At 68.8% G+C, this 18,240-nt stretch carries 12 protein-coding genes; 2 read left to right on the top strand and 10 right to left on the bottom strand.

All coding sequences use genetic code 11. The features are described from left to right. Position 1 precedes the first annotated feature (1 nt). Complete coding sequence (locus IG196_RS09255) at positions 2-1,396, top strand: ELWxxDGT repeat protein (RefSeq protein ID WP_225616989.1); 1,395 nt, start codon at positions 2-4, stop codon at positions 1,394-1,396. Here IG196_RS09255 and IG196_RS09250 read toward each other — a convergent pair. The 9 genes from IG196_RS09250 to IG196_RS09210 form a co-directional block, all read right to left on the bottom strand. Next, positions 1,377-2,309, bottom strand: a complete 933-nt coding sequence (locus IG196_RS09250; protein ID WP_192195905.1) for an alpha/beta fold hydrolase — start codon at positions 2,307-2,309, stop codon at positions 1,377-1,379. The two genes, IG196_RS09255 and IG196_RS09250, sit on opposite strands and share 20 nt — an antisense overlap. Positions 2,310-2,321: 12 nt before the next feature. After that, the gene (gene pqqE, locus IG196_RS09245; RefSeq protein WP_192195904.1) at positions 2,322-3,500 is read right to left on the bottom strand and encodes a pyrroloquinoline quinone biosynthesis protein PqqE; all 1,179 of its coding nucleotides are present in this window, start codon (positions 3,498-3,500) and stop codon (positions 2,322-2,324) included. Continuing rightward, entirely contained in the window at positions 3,478-3,747 is a 270-nt protein-coding gene (gene pqqD, locus IG196_RS09240) for a pyrroloquinoline quinone biosynthesis peptide chaperone PqqD (protein WP_062481654.1), read from the bottom strand. Before pqqD ends, pqqE begins: the two co-directional genes overlap by 23 nt. Further along, entirely contained in the window at positions 3,744-4,490 is a 747-nt protein-coding gene (gene pqqC / locus IG196_RS09235) for a pyrroloquinoline-quinone synthase PqqC (RefSeq protein WP_192196965.1), read from the bottom strand. Before pqqC ends, pqqD begins: the two co-directional genes overlap by 4 nt. A 7-nt stretch (positions 4,491-4,497) precedes the next feature. Then, the gene (pqqB, locus tag IG196_RS09230; protein ID WP_192195903.1) at positions 4,498-5,418 is read right to left on the bottom strand and encodes a pyrroloquinoline quinone biosynthesis protein PqqB; all 921 of its coding nucleotides are present in this window, start codon (positions 5,416-5,418) and stop codon (positions 4,498-4,500) included. A 57-nt stretch (positions 5,419-5,475) separates the two neighbouring features. Then, positions 5,476-5,550, bottom strand: a complete 75-nt coding sequence (pqqA, locus tag IG196_RS32350) for a pyrroloquinoline quinone precursor peptide PqqA (protein ID WP_013539171.1) — start codon at positions 5,548-5,550, stop codon at positions 5,476-5,478. A gap of 36 nt (positions 5,551-5,586) precedes the next feature. Then, on the bottom strand, positions 5,587-7,809 hold the full coding sequence (locus tag IG196_RS09220; RefSeq protein ID WP_192195902.1) for a PQQ-binding-like beta-propeller repeat protein: 2,223 nt from the start codon (positions 7,807-7,809) through the stop codon (positions 5,587-5,589). Between the two features lie 91 nt (positions 7,810-7,900). Next, positions 7,901-8,962 carry a ThuA domain-containing protein gene (locus tag IG196_RS09215; RefSeq protein WP_192195901.1) on the bottom strand — a complete coding sequence of 354 codons (1,062 nt, stop codon included), beginning with the start codon at positions 8,960-8,962 and terminating at the stop codon, positions 7,901-7,903. A gap of 155 nt (positions 8,963-9,117) precedes the next feature. Next, a complete protein-coding gene (locus IG196_RS09210; RefSeq protein ID WP_192195900.1) occupies positions 9,118-10,125 on the bottom strand; it encodes a TRAP transporter substrate-binding protein in 1,008 nt (335 codons plus the stop codon). 141 nt (positions 10,126-10,266) lie between these two features. On the opposite strand from IG196_RS09210, the gene IG196_RS09205 reads away from it, so the two are divergent. Next, positions 10,267-11,049, top strand: coding sequence for an IclR family transcriptional regulator (locus IG196_RS09205; RefSeq protein WP_192195899.1), 783 nt, complete (start codon positions 10,267-10,269; stop codon positions 11,047-11,049). Between the two features lie 16 nt (positions 11,050-11,065). On the opposite strand, the gene IG196_RS09200 is transcribed toward IG196_RS09205, so the two are convergent. Further along, complete coding sequence (locus IG196_RS09200) at positions 11,066-18,232, bottom strand: hypothetical protein (RefSeq protein ID WP_192195898.1); 7,167 nt, start codon at positions 18,230-18,232, stop codon at positions 11,066-11,068. Positions 18,233-18,240 lie beyond the last annotated feature (8 nt).

The following is an 18,240-nucleotide window of genomic DNA, read 5'->3' as shown; positions in this document are numbered from 1 at the left end:
CGTGCTCGCCCTGCTCGCGGCCCTGCCCGCCGCTGCACAAGACCCCGAACGCGAGGTGCTGCCCGAGCAGCGCCAGCGGCTGGCCTTCATCGCACCCTCCGGCCTCGCGCCGCTGGGCAGCGGCAAGATGGTGTTCAGCGCCTTCCACGTCACGACCGGCCAGGAGCTGTGGGTCACCGACGGCAGCAACGCCGGCACCACGCTGCTGAAGGACATCCGGCCGGGCTTCCGGGGGTCGTTCCCCGCCGGGCAGGTCGCATTCAAGGGGCACGTCTACACCACCGCCACCGACGGCGCGAGCGGGCTCGAACTGTGGCGCACCGACGGCACCGCCGCCGGCACGGCGCAGGTGATCGACCTGCGCCCCGGCGAGGAAGGCGCGATGCCCAACGAGCTGACCGTGTTCCGCGATGCGCTCTACTTCGTGGCCGACGACGGCCAGACCGGCTTCCAGGTGTGGAAGACCACGGGCGACGCGAAGGGCACCACGCGCGTGTCCGCCGTCGACGCCGGGCCGCGCGCCCTCACCCGCCAGCTCACCGTGGCCGGCCCGCGCCTGTTCTTCACGGCAACCACGCGCACGCAGGGCCACGAACTCTGGGTGACCGACGGCACGCCCGAGCACACGCGCCTCGTGAAAGACATCCGGCCGGGCCTCGAGGACGCAGGCATCCAGAACCTCACGGCCGTGGGCAACGACATTTACTTCACCGCGCACGACGGCGAACACGGCGCCGAGCTGTGGAAGAGCGACGGCACCGAACACGGCACGCAACTCGTGAAAGACCTGCGCCCCGGCGCCGCGCCCTCGCGGCCGACGCACCTGGCGGTGCTGGGCCGCACGCTGTACTTCTCGGCCGACGACGGCGTGCACGGCATCGAGCTGTGGAAGACCGACGGCACCGCGAAGGGCACGGCGCTGGTGAAGGACATCCGCCCGGGCCCGAGCGGCTCCGTGTCGAGCGCGATCGCCGTGATGGGCGGCAAGCTCTACTTCGCCGCGACCGACGGCGTGTCGGGTGCGGAGCTGTGGCGCAGCGACGGCACGGCGGCGGGCACGGTGCGCGTGAAAGACATCGCACCGGGCGCGGAGAACGGCTCGCCGGCGCGCTTCGCCGTCATCGGCACGCGCCTGTGGTTCGCGGCGAACGGCGGCGGTGGCCGGGGCGTCGAGCCGTGGACCAGTGACGGCACGCCGGCCGGCACGCGCGCCGTGGCCGACCTTGCCGCGGGCGAACGCCACGCGATGCCGCTGGGTTTTCGTGCGCTCGGCGACGCAGTGCTCTTCGTGGCCGACGACGGCCATGGCAACGACCGGCTGTGGTCCTATCGCAAGGACGGCAAGGATGGCCGGGTGACGCTGATCGGCGATCCGCTCAAGGCGCGGCTGCGCTGAAACCGAAGGCCTGCGTGGCCGCGTAGTCGCGCAAGGCCTGCTGCATGGCCGCGGCGATGGCCGGATGCGTCGGGTCGTGGCCCGCGCCCTGCGCCCACTGCAGCGGCGCTCCCAGCACCTGCGCCAATGCCTGCGCGCCCTCGGGCGGACACAGCGCGTCCTGCGTGCCGTGCACGATCAGCGTGGGAATGGCGGGCAATGCTGCGCAGCGCTGCAGCAGCGTGGGCGCATCGAGCCAGCAGCAATGTCGCAAGTAATGGCTCTGCACGCGGTAACGCGCCACGAGCCGCGGCAGCATCGCCTCGTCGATCGGCGGCGCAGCGCCGCCGGTGGCGAGGCGCTGTTCCCAGTCGAACCAGTGGCGCGTCAGCGCGCACTGCCGCGCCCAGGTGCCGTGCGCGAAGACCTCGGCGATCGGCACCGTCACCGGGCATTGCCCGCGCTCGGCCTCGTCCCACAGTGCGCGCCATGCAGGGCCGTCGTGCCGCAGGGCGCCGGCGAAGAGCGCGTGGATGTCGCTCTCGCGCGCGAGGAACACATTGCGCAGCAGCAGGCCCGCGACGGCCTCGGGCGCATCGAGCGCATGCATCAGCGCCAGCGTGGCGCCCCAAGAGCCGCCCACCACCAGCCATCGGTCGATGCGCAGGTGCGCGCGCAGGCAACGCAAGTCGGCCAGCAGATCGGCGAGCGTGTTGTGTTCGATCGATCCTGCAGGTGTGCTGAGGCCCGAACCGCGCTGATCGGGGCAGACGATGCGGTAGTGCGCCGGATCGAAGTCCCGGCGCAACAGCGGCGAGCAGCCCGAGCCCGGTCCGCCGTGCAGCACTACCACGGGCAGGCCCGCCGGGTTGCCGTGCTCCTCGACGTGCATCACATGCCCGCCGTCCAGCGGCAGGCGATGGGTGATCGTCATGAGGGCAGCCGCTCAACTCGACGCGTTCGCGTCGGTGCGAAAGACGAGTTCACCCGCACGCCGCGCGCCCGGCACGAAGCGGATCGGCGTGCCAAGGTCGCGCGGATCACCCGCCGCCTTGACCATCGCCTCGACCTCCTCATGCCGCGGACTCTTCGGACACACCGGGTCCGTGGCCGCCGCATCGCCCGTCAGCAGGAAGGCTTGGCAGCGGCAACCGCCGTGGTCCTTCTCCTTCTCGTCGCAGCTCTGGCACGTGCTGCTCATCCAGCCCGTGCCGCGGTAGGCGCCGAAGGCCGGGCTCTCCTGCCAGATGCTGCGGATGCTGTGCTCGCGCACATTGGGAAAGTCGAGCCCGGGCAGCATGCGCGCGCTGTGGCACGGCAGCGCCACGCCGTCGGGCGCGACCACGAGGAACACGCTGCCCCACCCCGCCATGCAGGGCTTGGGCTTGCCCTCGGCGTAGTCGGGCACCACCCAGAGGATCTTCATGCGGCCGTCCAGGCGCGGGCGATGGGTTTCCACCACCGCCTCGGCCGTGGCCAGCATGTCGCGCGAGGGCATCAGCATCTCGCGGTTGCGCCAGGCCCAGCCGTAGTACTGCACGTTGGCGAGTTCGAGAAAGTCGGCTTCCATCGCCTCGGCCATCTCGATGATGCGGCCCACGTGCGGCAGGTTGTAGCGGTGCATCACGCAGTTCAGCACCATCGGGTAGCCGAGGTCCTTGATGGTGCGGGCCACGCGCTGCTTGAGGTCGAAGGTCTTCGTGGAGCTGAGGAAGTCGTTGAGCTCGCGGCTCGAATCCTGGAACGACAGCTGGATGTGGTCCAGCCCTGCCCGCTTCAACGTCTCTGCGCGCTGCGGCGTGAGGCCCACGCCCGAGGTGATCAGGTTGGTATAGAAGCCGAGCTCGTGCGCCGCCGCAACCAGCTCGGGCAGGTCGTCGCGCAGCAGCGGCTCGCCGCCCGAGAAGCCCAGCTGCACCGCGCCCATCGCGCGTGCCTCGCGGAACACGCGAATCCATTCGGCGGTGTCCAGCTCTTCGCGGTAGCGCGTGTAGTCGACCGGGTTGGAGCAGAAGGCGCAGTGCAGCGGGCAGCGGTAGGTCAGCTCGGCCAGCAGCCACAGCGGCGGCTTGGCGACCGCGCGGGGTGCGCGGGCCTGCAGCTCAGCGGATCCAGTGGCGTCCACGGGCCTGCTCCAGAAATTCAAGCACGTCGGCATGCAGATCGCTCTCGCCGAAGGTGCGCTCCAGGTCGGCCACGAGCGCGGCCACCGAAGTCTTGCCGTCGCAGCGCTGCAGGATCTCGGCCGCCGGCCCGTTGAGCTTGATCATGCCCTCGGGGAACAGCAGCACGTGGCACTGCTGCGCCTCTTCCCACTGCATGCGGTAGATCGAGGTGAGCGCCGGCTGGGCATCGTCGGTCCATGCGGTCATGGCTGCTGTTCTTTCGGAAGGTCGTCGGGGTAGGCCTTCTCGATCGCGTCGAGCATGGCCCAGAGGATGTCGAGCTTGAAGCCCAGGATGTGCAGCGCGCGCTGCTGCCGCTCGCGCGTGGTGCACCACTGCATCGCCACTTCGAGGCCGTGCTCGACGTCGCGGTCGGCCAGCGGAATGCGGCTGCGAAAGTAGTCCAGGCCCGAGGTGTCGATCCACGGGTAATGCGTGGGCCAGCCCGCGAGCCGGTCTTTGTGGATGCGCGGTGCGAACATCTCGGTGAGCGACGAAATCACCGCCTCCTGCCACGGCGCCGTGCGCGCGAAATTGACGTACGCATCGACCGCGAAGCGCACACCGGGCACCACGAGCGCATGCGACTCGAGCACCTCGCGCGACAGGCCGGTGGCGATGCCCAGCCGGGTCCAGATCTCGATGCCGCCCGCGTTGGCGCCTTCATGGTCGCCATGTCCGTCGTGGTCGAGCATGCGCACCACCCAGCGCCGGCGCGTGGCGCGGTCGTCGCAGTTGGACAGAACGGCCGCGTCCTTCACCGGGATGCGGCACTGGTAGTAGAAGCGGTTCGCCACCCAGCCGCGCACCTGGAAAGGCTGCAGCTCGCCCGCATTGAGCCGGCGGTTGAAGGGATGGTGGCTGTGATAGCGCGACTCCATGGCGCGCAGCCTCGCTTCGAATTCCTGCAGGGACCATGGGTCTTGTGTCTCTTGCCGTTGCTGTTGCATCACGTGTTCAGATCTCCAGGGCCATGCCGTCGAACGCGACCTCGATGCCGCGACGCACGAGCTGCGCGCGCTCCGGGCCGTCTTCGTCGAGGATGGGATTGCTGTTGTTGATGTGGATGAGCACCTTGCGTTGTGCAGCGCAGGCGTCGAGTGCTTTCAGCATGCCGGGGCCGTGCGGCCCGTCGCACTGCGGCAGGTGGCCCATGTCGGCCGCATGCTTCTTGCCGAGGCCGGTCGCGACCATTTCGTCTTCGGTCCAGAAGGTGCCGTCGACGAGCACGCAGTCGCAGGCATCGAGGCTGCGGCGCTCGGCCTCGCCGACCTGCGCCAGGCCCGGCGCATAGAGCACGCGCTTGCCGGTGGCGGGGTCTTCGATGAGCACTGCAGCGTTCTCGCTGCGCGCCTCGGTCTGGCGGCGCGGCGAATACGGTGGTGCCTTGCCGGGCACCGGCAGTGCTTGCAGCCGCAGCCCGGCGATGTCGTGCCAGGCACCGCCGCCAGGCTCGAGCGACAACGGGTGCCAGGTCACGCCGCAGTAGCTGTCGAGCGTGCGCAGCAGCGGCAGGCTGCCGCTGAGGTCGTCATGGGCCTCGGGCGTGCAGTACAGCTGCAGCCGCTGCCCTTCACGCAGGCTCAGCAGGCCTGCGACGTGGTCGATCTGGGAATCCATCAGCACCACCGCCTCGATCGGCGAATGGCGCAGTCCGTGGCGCGGCCACAGGGCCGGCGAGGCGCGCAGTTGCGCGCCGAGGTCGGGGGAGGCATTCAGCAAGATCCAGCGTTCGCCGTCGGCCGACACCGCGATCGAACTCTGCGTGCGGGGCGTGGCCCGCACCTGCCCGCTTCGCTGGCCGGCGCACAGACGGCAATTGCAATTCCATTGAGGGAAGCCACCGCCCGCTCCCGAACCCAGCACCAGAATCTTCATGGGGGCCCAACAAAAAAACGGCACCGGCGCAAGGCCGGTGCCGTGTGGGGGCCGCGCTCAGCGCGCGGAAATGTACATCGTGATTTCGAAACCGAAACGCATTTCTTCAAACTCAGGCTTGCACCACTTCATCGCATTGCTCCTTCAGGGTTGGGGTTGAGGGACATATCAATAAACGACGATCTTTCCCGTCGGGCGCGGGCTATGGCAGTCGTTGTAAAAGTATTCGCCCGGCGTGTCAAAGGTGTGGGTCTGCGACTGGCCCGGGTTCAGCCTCAGATTGAAGCGGCCTTCGAAGAACTGCGTGGCGCAATGGGTGTTGACGTTGGTGGCCGGATTCGTGAAGGTCACGACGGTGTTCACCGGCACGCGCATGAAGGTCGGCGTCATGGCATTGACGGCCGTCGACTCGGTCGCGCCGGGCTCGTTCGCCGGCGTTTGCACGCGCGCCAGGAACACGGTGTTCGGCGTCGGCAGTGCCGAGCCCTCCACCGCCTGGCCCGACACGGGCCGCCGCACCACGGGCGGTGTCGGCGTGGCGGCCGCGGTCACCGCGCCGCCGACCTTGAAGGCCCACAGCCGGTCGCCGCGCGGTGCCGAGTCGCCGTACGGAATGCTGGTGCCGCCCGAGAACACCGCGATGTACTGCTCGCCGTCGATCTCGTAGGAGACCGGGCTCGCGCTGATCGCCGCGCCGGTCTGGAAGCGCCACAGCTCGGTGCCGTCCTGCGCATCGAGCGCCAGCAGGTTGCCGTCGGGCTGCCCGATGAACAGCAGGTCGGAGGCCGTGCTCAGGATGCCGTTGCCGTGCGCCACCGAGTACGGCAGCGGCTTCTTCCACTTGACGAGGTTGGTGCTCGGATCGACCGCCACGACCGCGCCGGTCATGTAGGTGCCCGGCGGACGCAGGCCGTTGCTCGACTCGCTGAGCGAGTGCGCCGCCGACACGTAGCCCATGCCCGTGTAGACCAGGCCCGTGCGCTGGCTGAACGACTGGTGGTTCCAGTTGGCGCCGCCGCCGTGGCCCGGAATGGACAGGATCGGCACGTCCCAGTGCGCGTCGTACAGGCAGCCCTTGGTGTAGTTGGGCACCGCGCGGTTCGGGTCGCCCGGAATCGCCGTGCCCAGCGGCTGGTCGACGATGCAGGTCTCGGTCCAGGCGCCCTGGCGCGGCAGCGGCTGCGTGGGCCAGCTGGCCTGGCGGGCGTCCTGCTTCACGGGCACTTCGTCGATGCCCAGCGGCGCGCTGCCGTCCTTGCGATCGAGGATGTAGTACATGCCCGTCTTGCTGCCGTAGATGACGACCTTGCGGTCCTTGCCGTCGATCTTCACGTCGGCGAGCACGGGCGACATCACGTTGTCCATGTCCCAGATGTCGTGGTGCACCGATTGAAAGTGCCACTTGTACTCGCCGCTCTTGAGGTCGAGCGCGACGATGGAGTTGGCGAACAGGTTCTGGCCCGGGCGCGAGGAACCGTCTTGCGACGAACCGCCGCGCACGTTGCCGAAGGTCCAGTACACCAGGCCCAGCTCTGGATCGACCGCGGGATGGATCCACGGCGTGGCACCGGTGCGTGCCGCGTCGGGCGCGCCGCCCCAGGTGTCGTAGCCCAGCTCGCCCGCACGGGGCACGCCCCAGAACGTGGTCAGCACCTTGCCGGTGAGCGCATCGGCAGAGAACGCGGCGCCGCGGTTGCCGTCGTTGGTGCCCAGGTAGAGGCGCTTGTCGTGGTAGACCAGCGCGACCTTCTGCAGCGCGCCCTTGTAGTCGGGGTCGGTGCTGCTGGTCGGGTACTGCTTGATCCACTCGACGGCGCCGGTGTCGGTGCGCAATGCCACGAGGCGGTTGCCGGTGGCGACGGTGAACACCAGGCCCAGGTCTTTGGCGACGGCCACGCCGCGGCGGGTGATGCCGCCGTAGGGCGTGGTCCACTTCCACTTCGTGACGCCGGTCTTGCCGTCCACCGCGACCACGTTGCCGGGCGCCGACTCGATGTAGAGCACGCCGTCGACGACGACGGTGGTGCTCTGGTTGTTGCCGGTGGTCATGCCGCCTTCGATCTGGTTGACCCAGGCGCCACCGAGTTGCGTGACGAGGCCCTTGTTGATCTTGCGCAGGCTCGAATAGTTCTGGTTGCCCAGGTTGCCGCCGACCTTCGGAAAGTCCTTGTCGCCGGCGGTGCAGCAGTCCGACAGGTCAGACGCAGGTGCGGCGGCTGCGGGTGGCGATGCAGGCGGTGCGCCGGCAGACGGCGGCGGCGCGGGGGCCGGCACCACGGGCAGCACGGGCGTGCCACCTCCGCCGCTGGAGCCGCCGCAGGCGGTGATCAGCAACGGCGATGCGAGCACGCCGCACGAGATCAGCAGCGTGACCAATGATTTTTTCTTCATGGATGTCTCTACTCGGTGAACGTTGGAACAGGAATGTTCGAAACGACCGGTGCGGCGCGCACAGCGCGGCACCGGCCCCGGGAGGTCGTGCTTATTCGGTGGTGCAGAAAGGTGTCAGCCCCATCGCCGACTTCACGCCTTGCACGACGAGCTTCTGGAATTCGATGGCGCCCACGCCCGACAGGTCGGCGGTGAACGAGTGCGCGTTGTGCCCGAGGGTCGAGAGCCAGGCGCGGCCGCCGTCGTAGTACTGGCACCACGCGACCGGATGGAAGTCGGCGTGGCCCGGATGCGGCGCGGAGGTGAGCGGCTTCAGCGTCGAGGTGTCGACCTTGGCCAGGAACTTCACCTTCGTCGGGAAGGGCATCAGGTTGTACCACTCGTCCTGGAACGAGAAGCGCTTGGGCACGTCCTTCGTCGAGGGGTCGTCCGAGACGATCTCCACGTCGCCCGCGCGGTTCGGCCCGTGGTTGTAGAAGTTCGCGTTGCCCAGCAGGCCTTCGTAGTACGGCCAGTTGTATTCGGCGCCGAAGGCGTTGTGCAGGCCCACGAAGCCGCCGCCGCGGCGCATGTAGTTGCGCAGCGCAGTGCGCGCAGCATCCTGGCTGGTGCTCACGGCGCCGTTCCACAAGGTGTCGCGGTTCGAGCTCGCGAAGATGATCGCCTTGTAGTTGTTGATGCGGCTGCTCAGCACCGACACGTCCTCGGTCCAGTCGACCGTGATGCCTTCGGCCGACAGCATGCGCAGCAGGCCGGCCTGCATCACGTTGTCGGGGTTCATCGCGGGGTTCAGGCCGGCCGCCATCGGCGTGCCGAGCACGGCATGGCGTGGGCCCGCGGTGCGCGAGTAGATCAGCACGCGGTCGGGCGTGGTGGCGAAGGCACCCCAGTCGTTGTAGCACTTGGGGTTGGTGCCGCGGCACACGTTGTAGTACTCGTCGAAGCTGTCGTCGACTTCGGCCACCGGGTCGGTGGGCGGCGGCACTTCGTCGGTCGGTGCGGGCGGCGGTGCCGATGCAGCGGGCGCGGGCGCCACGGGCAGGAACGGCAAGGCCGCGCCGCCGCCGCCGTCGCCTCCACCGCAGGCAGTCAATGCCAGCGCAAGCGCGGCGGCCGATGCAAGTCCGAAGGGAATGGATCTGGAATGTTTCAACGGAGTCTCCTCTTGGTGGTCAATGGCGGAATCGGACGGGCGCACGCGCCCAGCACGTGTCGCTGCGCCGCGGGTGGCGGCAGGCGCAGACGTGGGAGTGACGGAAATTGCCGGCGTGAACGAAGAAGGAATTCGTCGTCAGCCGTGGGGGCGCGCTACTTGCGGATGCGCACGAGCTCGTCGTTGTAGAGCTTGACGATGGCGGGGTCGTACTGGGCGGCGAACTTGTCGATGACGGGCTTGGCGATGTCTCGCATGCGCTTCTGCTCAGCGGGCGAGAGTTCGTTGAACTGCGCGCCCTTGGCCTGCAGTTCACCGACGGCCTTCTGTGCAGCAGCGCGACTCACTTGCCGTTGATAACCGCGCGCCTCGTTGGCCGCGTCGTTCATCATCTTCTGCTCGGCGGGCGTGAGCGAGTCCCAGAACTTCTTGCTCACGAGCACGATGTTGGCGGCGTACACGTGGTTCGTCGCACTCACGAACTTCTGCACTTCGTAGAACTTGTTCGACAGGATCACTGCATACGGGTTCTCCTGGCCATCGACCGCCTTGGCTTCGAGGGCGCCGTACAGCTCGGCAAAGGGCATCGGCACCGGATTGGCCTTGAAGGCCTTGAAGGTTTCGAGGAACACGGGGTTGGGGATCACGCGGATCTTCAAACCCTCGAGGTCTTCAGGCTTCGTGATCGGGCGCTTGCTGTTCGTCACGTTGCGAAAGCCCAGGTCCCAGTAGCCCAGGGCGACGAGGCCCTTCTCGGGGAGCTTGGCGATCAATGCCTGGCCGAGCGGACCATCGAGCAGCGCATCGGCCTGCGCGAAGTTGTTCACCGAGAACGGGAAGTCGACAAGGCCGAATTCCTTGACGATGCCGGCGAGCGACGTGGTGGCCGGCGCCGACATCTGCTGCACGCCACCCTGCAGTGCCGACTGCTGCTGCATCTCGTTGCCCAGCTGCGAGGCGGGGAACTCCTGCACCTTCATCTTGCCGCCGCTCTTGGCCGAGAGCAGTTCAGCGAAGCGCTTGACGCCGAAGCTCACGGGATGGTCGGCGTTGTTCAGGTGGCCGAAGCGGATCACGCGCTCCTGCTGCGCTTGCGCAACAGCAGGAACGACCAGGGCGAGGGCGAGGCCGGCGGTGGCCAGCGAGCGGTAAAGCGTTCTCAAAGTTGTTCTCCAGCTTGCGATGTGAGCGATCCATGCCGGGGCGCCAAGAAGCGCCTCCGACCCCAGACGGCGCGATCTTATCGATTTAGTGGAAAATCTTTCTACTAGTGAAAACACTTGGCAAAATGCTAGAGTCGTCTCATGACAGCCATACTCGAACGCAGCTTCAAGGTGCTCGAACACCTCTCCGGCCACCCCGAAGGCCGCGCGCTTTCCGCGTTGTCTGCCGAGCTGGAAATGCCATTGAGCGCCACCCATCGCCTGCTGAGTGAACTGGTGCGCTGCGGCTACGTGCGGCAAGACCAGAGCCATGGCGACTACATGCTGACCATCAAGCTGGTGTCGCTGGGCCTGAGCTTTTTAAGCAACAGCGGCATCGTCGATGTGGCGCAGCCGCTGCTCGATCGGCTCGCGGTCGAATCGGGCGAACTGGTGCGCTTGGCGGTGGTCGACGGCGACGAACTCACCTTCGTCGCGAAGGCGCAAGGCGCCACGCGCGGACTGCGCTACGACCCGGACATGGGCCTGTCGGTGAACCTCTCGTGCAGCTCCGCGGGCCACGCGTGGCTCTCGACCATGACGGACGAACAGGCGCTGCAACTCGTCGCGAAACAAGGCTTCGGCCAGCCGGAAGATTTCGGCCCCAAAGCACCGACCACCATGAAGGCGCTGCTCGTGTTCCTGCGCGCCACGCGCAAGCGCGGCTTCTCGATGATCAACGAGGTGTTCTCCCCCGCGATGACCGCCATGGCCGCGCCGGTGCGCGGTGCGCACGGCGGCGTGATCGGCGTCATCACCATCGCGGGGCCGCTGGTGCGGCTCACGGAGGAACGCATGCTCACGCTGGGCCCGCAGCTGCTGGCCGCGGCGGACGACGTGGCGCGGGCCAGCGGCGCGTCCGCGCTGTTCAAGCGCCGGGCCTGAAGGCCCCGCCGGGTCGTCAGTCGACCTTCACCTGGAACAGCACGAAGCCCGTGCCGCCCGGCTCGACCGTGCCGGTGAAGCGCCAGTCGATCGCGCCCGTACCGCCTACGGGTTGAACCGTGGTGCAGGCCACCGCGCCGGCCGGCGGCGCATTCGCAGGCGTGTTCTTCACACAGCCCGTCAGCGACGCCGGCGTGGTGCCCGTCGTTGCACTCACGAAGGTCGTGTAGCCCGGCGTCATGTCGTTCACGACCATGCTGCGAATGGGCGCATCGCCGTTGTTCGTGTAGGTGATACGGTACTCGAGCGTCTCGCCCGACTTGGCTTGGTTGTTCACGCCGAAGGTGCCGCTTTGCGTGATGTTGCGCACTTCCTTCTTCAATTCCAGCGCCACGCCCGACACCGTCGTGAGGTCGTCGAGCGTGAAGCTGCCGCTGAGCGATGGCGCCGCGTTGGTATAGGTGAAGTCGGCGCGGATCGTCGCCTTGTTGCTCGAACCCAGCGGTGCCGTGGCAGGAATGAACTCCTGCACGATCACGCAGACCTTGCCTGCGAACACCACGGGCGTGGCCGCCGCGCTTGGCGGGTACAGCTGCGCGGCGCCGGCCTGCAGGCTGCCGGTGCAACCCACGTCCGCGAAGATCTTCGTCGTCCAGCCGGTGATGGCCGGCGTGGCCGTCTCGCTCGCCACGCTCAAGCGCACCTGCCCAGCAGTGCCGGCCGTGAAGGTGTGGGCGTAGGTCACGGTGCTGCCCGGCAAGCCGGTCTTGGCGCCGTCGGTGGCGAACGCGCTGTTGTCGACGTCGCCGAAGTTCAGGTTGCTGTGGCCCGTGCCGTTCCAGCTGAAGGCGATGCGGTCGGGCGTGCCGGTGCGCGTGTAGGTGTAGGTACCACCCGCTGCAGCGACGGCCGAGCCTGACGGCAACGCAACGTTGCCCACCGATGCGCCCGTCGACACGCGCGTGCCCGGGTTCGTTTCTTCCACGCACATCGCCGAACCCGTGGCCGTGCCAGCCGACACGCTCAGGCTGTAGCCGCCCGACGCGTCCGTCAGCGCGCTCGCGTACACGGTCGCGCCGCAGTTGGTCAGTCGCACGCTCACGCCCGCGAGCGGGCCTTCACCGCCATTGACGATGCCATCGTTGGCCGTGCCGCCGCCGATGCCGTTGTCCAGGAACACGCGACCGCTCACGATGGCGGCGAGCGTGTTGGTGAAGGTACAGACCACGGCGGTGCCGTTCGTCAGCCCGGCCGCGGGCAGCGTGACGGTGCCCGCCACCAGATCGACAGCGGCCGTCGCCCCGCCCGCCAGGCCTGTGCAGGTCGCGCCCGAGAACGCGAAGCCCCCGGGCATCGAGGCCGCGACTTCGGTCAGCACGGTCTGCGTGTTCGCCGTCGTCAGCGTCTTGATCGTGCCCACCACCGTCGAGCCCGACACCGAGACGTTGATGCTGTCCGCGCCGAAGCCGTTGGTGCCGCTGAACGAGAAGGTGCCCGTGCCGCCCAGCGCCTGCTTGCGGATCTGCACCGTCGGCAGTCGGTTGTTGCTGTAGGTACAGACGATGGCCTTGCCGGCATCGCCCGCGCCGATCACCAGCGTGTTGCTGGCCTGGCCGTTGGTGCCGCTCAGCGCGTTGGCCGTGGCGCCGCCATCGGCGGTACACGACAGCACGGTCGTGTAGTTCGCCAGCGTGCCCGTGGTCATCGTTTCCGCGGGGAAGGTGATGGTGTTGCCGACCGCTGCCACCACCGCCGCGCCGCTGTTGCCGGCCGTGGGCGCGGTCGCGGTGAACAGCGCCGTGTTGTTGGCCCCGCCCGTGGTCGCGCCGATGCTCGCGACGTTGCCCGTCTCGCTGTTCGCGCCCCAGGCCTTGCGCACCTGCAGGGTGACGGTCTTCTTCGCGTTCGTGTAGGTACACACGATGGCCTTGTTGGCGTCGGCTGCGTCGATCGCGAGCGTGTTGCTCACCTGGCCGTTGGTGCCGCTCAGCGGGTTCGTCGTCGCACCGCCGTCGGCCGTACATGCAAGCGCGGTGCTGTAGCTGGCGATCGAGCCCGTGGTCATCGTCTCGGCGGGCAGCGTGAGCGTGCCGCCGACGACCATCGCCACCGCCGTGCCGCTGTTGCCGGCGGTGGGTGCGGTCGCGGTGAACAGGGTCGTGTTGCTGCTGCCGCCCGAGGTGGCACCGATGCTGGCCACATCGCCGCTCGTGCTGTCCGCGCTCCAGGCCTTGCGCAGTTGCACGGTGACGGTCTTCGGCGTGTTGGTGTAGGTGCAGACGATGGCCTTTCCGGCGTCGCCTGCGCCGACCAGCAGCGTGTTGCTCACCTGCCCGTTGGTGCCGCTCAGCGCGTTGGCCGCGGCACCGCCGCCGGCCGTACACGCGAGCACGGTGGTGTAGTTGGCGAGCGTGCCCGGCGCCATCGTCTCGGCCGGCAGCGTGATCGTGTTGCCTGCCTGCACGCTCACGGCGGTGCCGCTGTTCGCACCCGTGGGCGCCGTCGCGGTAAAGGCCGTGGTGTTGTTCGATCCGCCCGTGCTCGCGGCGATGCTTGCCACGTTGCCGGTGATGCTGTTGGGGTTCCAGGCCTTCGCCAATTGCAGCGTGGCGGTCTTAGGCGTGTTGGTGTAGGTACAGGCGATGGCCTTGCCCGCATCGCCCGCGCCGACCAACAGCGTGTTGCTCGCCTGGCCGTTGGTGCCGCTCAGCGTGTTCGCCGTGGCGCCGCCATCGGCCGTACACGACAGCACGGTGGTGTAGTTTGCGAGCGTGCCCGTGGTCATCGTCTCGGCCGGGAACGTGAGCGTGTCGCCCGCGCCCACCGACACCGCGGTGCCGCTGTTGCCGGCTGTCGGCGCCGTCGCCGTGAACGCGGTGGTGTTGCTCGCGCCGCCCGTGGTCGCGCCGATGCTCGCCACGTTGCCCGTGGTGCTGCCTGCGGTCCAGGCCTTGGCCAGCTGCAACGTCGCAGCCTTGCGCGTGTTGGTGTAGCCGCAGGTCACCGCGCTGTCCGACGGCATCGTGAAGGTGCGGCTCAGGCCGCTGCCGGTCACCGTCACCGTGCTGCCGTCCGACACCTTGGTACAGGCCAGCGTCGTGGTGTAGTTGGCCGCGCTGCCAACCGTGAAGGCTTCGGCCAGCGTCACCGTGGCGCCGCTGGCCGCGGTGGCCGTGGCGTTGGTGATGGTGGCCGGCGCGGTCGACGTGCCGGCGGTCGCGCCCGTCACTTCGGCGGCAGCGCCGCTGACCGTCAGGTTGACCTTGTCGCCGGCGATGGCACCGCTCCAGCTCTTGGACAGCGTCACCGCCGCCGTCTTGCGCGTGTTGACGTAGGTACAGACGATGGCCGTGTCGGCCGCGCCGACCGTCAGCGTGCTGCCCGACAGGCCGCTGGTGCCGGTACAGCTCAGCGCGCTCGTGTAGTTGGCGGCGCTGCCGGTGGTGAAGCTCTCGGCCAGCGTGATGACGCTGCCCACGGGAACGGCCAGCGCCGTGCCGGTGTCGGTCTCGGCAGCCGTGTTGGCGATGGAGGCCAGCGTGGTCAGGCCCGTGCCGGTGACGCTCACCGCGTCGTTGACGATCGCGCCCGACCAGGTCTTGGCCAGCGTGACGTTCGCCGTCTTCGCGGTGTTGGTGATCTCGCAGACGATCGGCAGGCCGGCATCGGCGTTGCCCAGGGTCAGCAGGTTGCCGCTGAGCGATCCGCCGCCGGTGCAGCTCCAGGCGCTGGCCGTGTACGAGCCCGCGTTGGTGCCGAACGGCGTCTCCGACAGGGTGACGGTGTCGCCCACGGCCACGCGTTGCGGGCCGCCGGTGTCGGTTTCGTTTGGCGTGTTGGCCGTCGCCTGCAGGTTGAAGGCATAGCCGATGTTGTGGTTCGGGTGAACCGTGCCCGAAGCGGTCAGCGTGAAGGCATCGTTGACCAGCGCGTTGACCCACTTCTTGCGCAGCGCCACCGTCGGCGCCTTGGCGTTGGTGACCGTACAGACGACGTTCGAACCCGCTGCCGTCGCAGCCGCATCCAGCGTGAACTGGTTCTTGTTTTGCGCGGTTCCGCGCGTCACCGTGCCGCCGCTGCCCATGCCCGTGCACGAGACATCGGTGATCACGTAGTCGGGCACGCCCGTGGCCGGCGTGTAGGTTTCGGTGACCGTGGTGGCCGTGCCCGGCGTGGTCAGCGTCTGCAACGGCCCGTTGACGGCCGTGCCGGCCACGGTGGTGGTAATGGTGTGCGCGGCCACGCCGTTCGTGCCCGTGAAGTCGAAGCCGGCCGTGCCGCCGAGCGAGCGCTTGGCGATGGTCAGGGTCGAGGGCTTGCCGGTGTTGGCGTAGGTACAGACGATGGCCTTGCCCGCATCGGCCGCGCCGATCAGCAGCGTGTTGCTTGCCTGCCCGTTGGTGCCGCTCGGCGCATTGGCCGTGGGCCCGCCATTGGCCGTACACGACAGCGCCGTGGTGTAGCTCGCGAGCGTGCCCGTGGGCATCGTCTCTGCGGGCAGCGTGATGGTGTTGCCCGCGACCACGTTCACTGCGGTGCCGCTGGTGCCGGCCGTCGGCGCCGTGGCAGTGAACGCCGTGGTGTTGCTCGCGCCGCCCGTGCTCGCGCCGATGCTCGCCACGTTGCCGCTGATGCTGCCGGCGCCCCAGGACTTCGCCAGCTGCAGCGTCGCCGGCTTCGCCGTGTTGGTGTAGGTACAGAGGATCAGCTTGCCCGTGTCGGCCGCGCCGATCAGCAAGGTGTTGGTGTTCTGCCCGTTGGTGCCGCTCAGCGTGTTGGCCGTGGCGCCGCCACCGGCCGTGCAGGCCAGCACCGTGTTGTAGTTGGCCAGCGTCCCCGTCGTCATCGTCTCCGCGGGGAAGGTGATGGTGTTGCCCGCGACCACGGTCACGGCCGTGCCGCTGTTGCCGGCCGTCGGCGCCGTTGCGGTGAAGGCGGCGGTGTTGTTCGCGCCGCCCGACGACACGCCGAGGCTCGCCACGTTGCCGGTGATGCTGTTCGCACCCCACGCCTTGGCGATCTGCAAGGTCGCCGGCTTCGGCGTGTTGGTGTAGGTACAGACGATCGCCTTGCCGGCGTCGGCTGCACCGACCACCAGCGTGTTGGTGGTCTGCCCGTTGGTGCCGCTCAGCGTGTTGGCCGTGGTGCCGCCATCCGCGGTACACGCCAGCACGGTGTTGTAGTTGGCCAGCGTGCCCGTGGTCAGGGTTTCGGCCGGCAGCGTGATCGTGTTGCCCGTGGCCACGGTCACGGCCGTGCCGCTGGTGGCCGCCGAGGGCGCCGTCGTCGTGAACGCCGCGGTGTTGTTCGTGCCGCCCGACGACACGCCGATGCTCGCCACGTTGCCCGTGAGGCTGTTCGCGCCCCACGCCTTGGCCAGTTGCAGCGTGGAGGTCTTCGGCGTGTTCTTGTAGGTACAGACGATGGCCTTGCCCTCGTCGGCCGCACCGATCACCAGCGAGTTGGTCGCTTGCCCGTTGGTGCCACTCAGCGTGTTGGCCGTCGGCCCGCCACCAGCGGTACACGACAACACGGTCGTGTAGTTCGCCAGTGCGCCCGAAGCCATGGTTTCTGCCGGGAACGTGATCGTGTTGCCCGCTGCGACGGTCACGGTCGTGCTGGTGTTCGCCGTCGGTGCCGTCGACGCGAACGCCGCGGTGTTGGCCGCCCCGCCCGTGGTGGCACCGATGTTCGCCACGTTGCCCGTCACGCTGGTGGGGTTCCAGGACTTGGCCAGTTGCAAGGTCGCGGTCTTGCGCGTGTTGGTGTAGGTACAGACGATGGCCTTGCCGATGTCGCCGAGGGCGATCGTCAGCGTGTTGCTCACCTGTCCGTTGGTGCCGCTGAGCGTGCTGGCCATGGTGCTGCCGTTGGCGGTACACGCCAGCACCGTGTTGTAGTTCGCCAGCGTGCCCGAGGTCAGTGTTTCGGCGGGCAGCGTGATGACGTTGCCGATGTTCACGCCCACCGCGGTGCCGCTGTTGCCGGCTGCGGGTGCTGTCGCGGTGAAGGTCGCGGTGTTGCTGGCGCCGAAGAAGTTGGTGCCGCCCGTGGTGGCGACGATGCGCGCCACGTCACCGGTGTTGCTGCCGGTCGACCAGGCCTTCGCGAGCTGCAGCGTGACCACGTTGAACTGGATGACCACGAGGCCGTTGCCGCCGGTGTCCCCGGTCAACGAACTGCGCGACCCGCCCACGCCGACACCCGACTGGTAGGGCGCACCCGTGTTGCCCGGATTGGAGTTCGCCGAGTAGCTCCCGTTGGCCCCTGCAGTGAGCACGCCGCCGGTGACCCCCGTGCCGATGAAGCCCGAGCCGCCACCGCCCGGTCCGTTGTAGGAACAACCGGCCGTGCTGGGGTTGGGCGTGTTGCTGCACTGGGCCATGCCACCGCCGCCGCCGAACCAGCCGCCGCCACCGCCGCCGCCGCCTTCGTACTGGACAGCCGTCCCCCCAGAAGCTGAACACCCGGTGCCGCCCTGCAAGGCACTGCCGGCGGAACCGCCCGGGCACGCCGTCCCCGCAGTCGTCGGGGTTCCGATCGCGCCGCCGGCGGACTGGGTACCGCCTCGCCCGCCCGTGCCGGTGGACGACCCGCCGTTGGTGCCACCGCCGCCGCCCGGCACCGGGCTGCCGACGTCAGTCCAGAAGGCGCTGCCACCGCCACCGCCCGCGACCAGTCGCGCGGCGGCTGCCGAAAACTCCGTGCTGCCGCTCCACAGCGCACTCATACCGCCGCCGGAAGAGCCGGCGACGCCTGCGTTCGCGCCTGCGCCGCCGCCACCGCCGCGGCCGTAGGTCGCGCCGGTGCCCCCGTTCCGCCCGCCCTGCCCCACCGTCACCGCCATGGCGGTGCCCGGTGTGAGCGACACGGTCCCGTCGGCGAAGCCACCGGCGCCACCGTTGGCCGAATTGCCGCCTGCCGTCAGCGAGCCACCACCGCCTGCGCCCCACATCGTGACGCGCGCCGACGACACGCCCGCCGGCACCGTGAAGGTCTGTGCCGCGCCCGAATGGGTGAAGGCCACGCAGGTGTTGAAGCCGGCCTGCGGCGTACATGAGGTGACTGCAGCCTGCGCGCCCGTCATGGCGAGCAGCCACAACGCCGCCGTGGCGAACACGCCTTTCAACATGCCGCCAAGCACCGCCATCCCGCCCGCGTCGTTTCTCGTTCTGCTTTGCATCATGGTCT

This window comes from Variovorax sp. 38R (assembly GCF_014843395.1).
In the GTDB taxonomy this organism is placed as follows: domain Bacteria; phylum Pseudomonadota; class Gammaproteobacteria; order Burkholderiales; family Burkholderiaceae_C; genus Variovorax; species Variovorax paradoxus_H.
The sequence above is the reverse complement of the archived record's forward strand: the minus strand, read 5'-3'. Positions and strand labels throughout refer to the sequence as shown.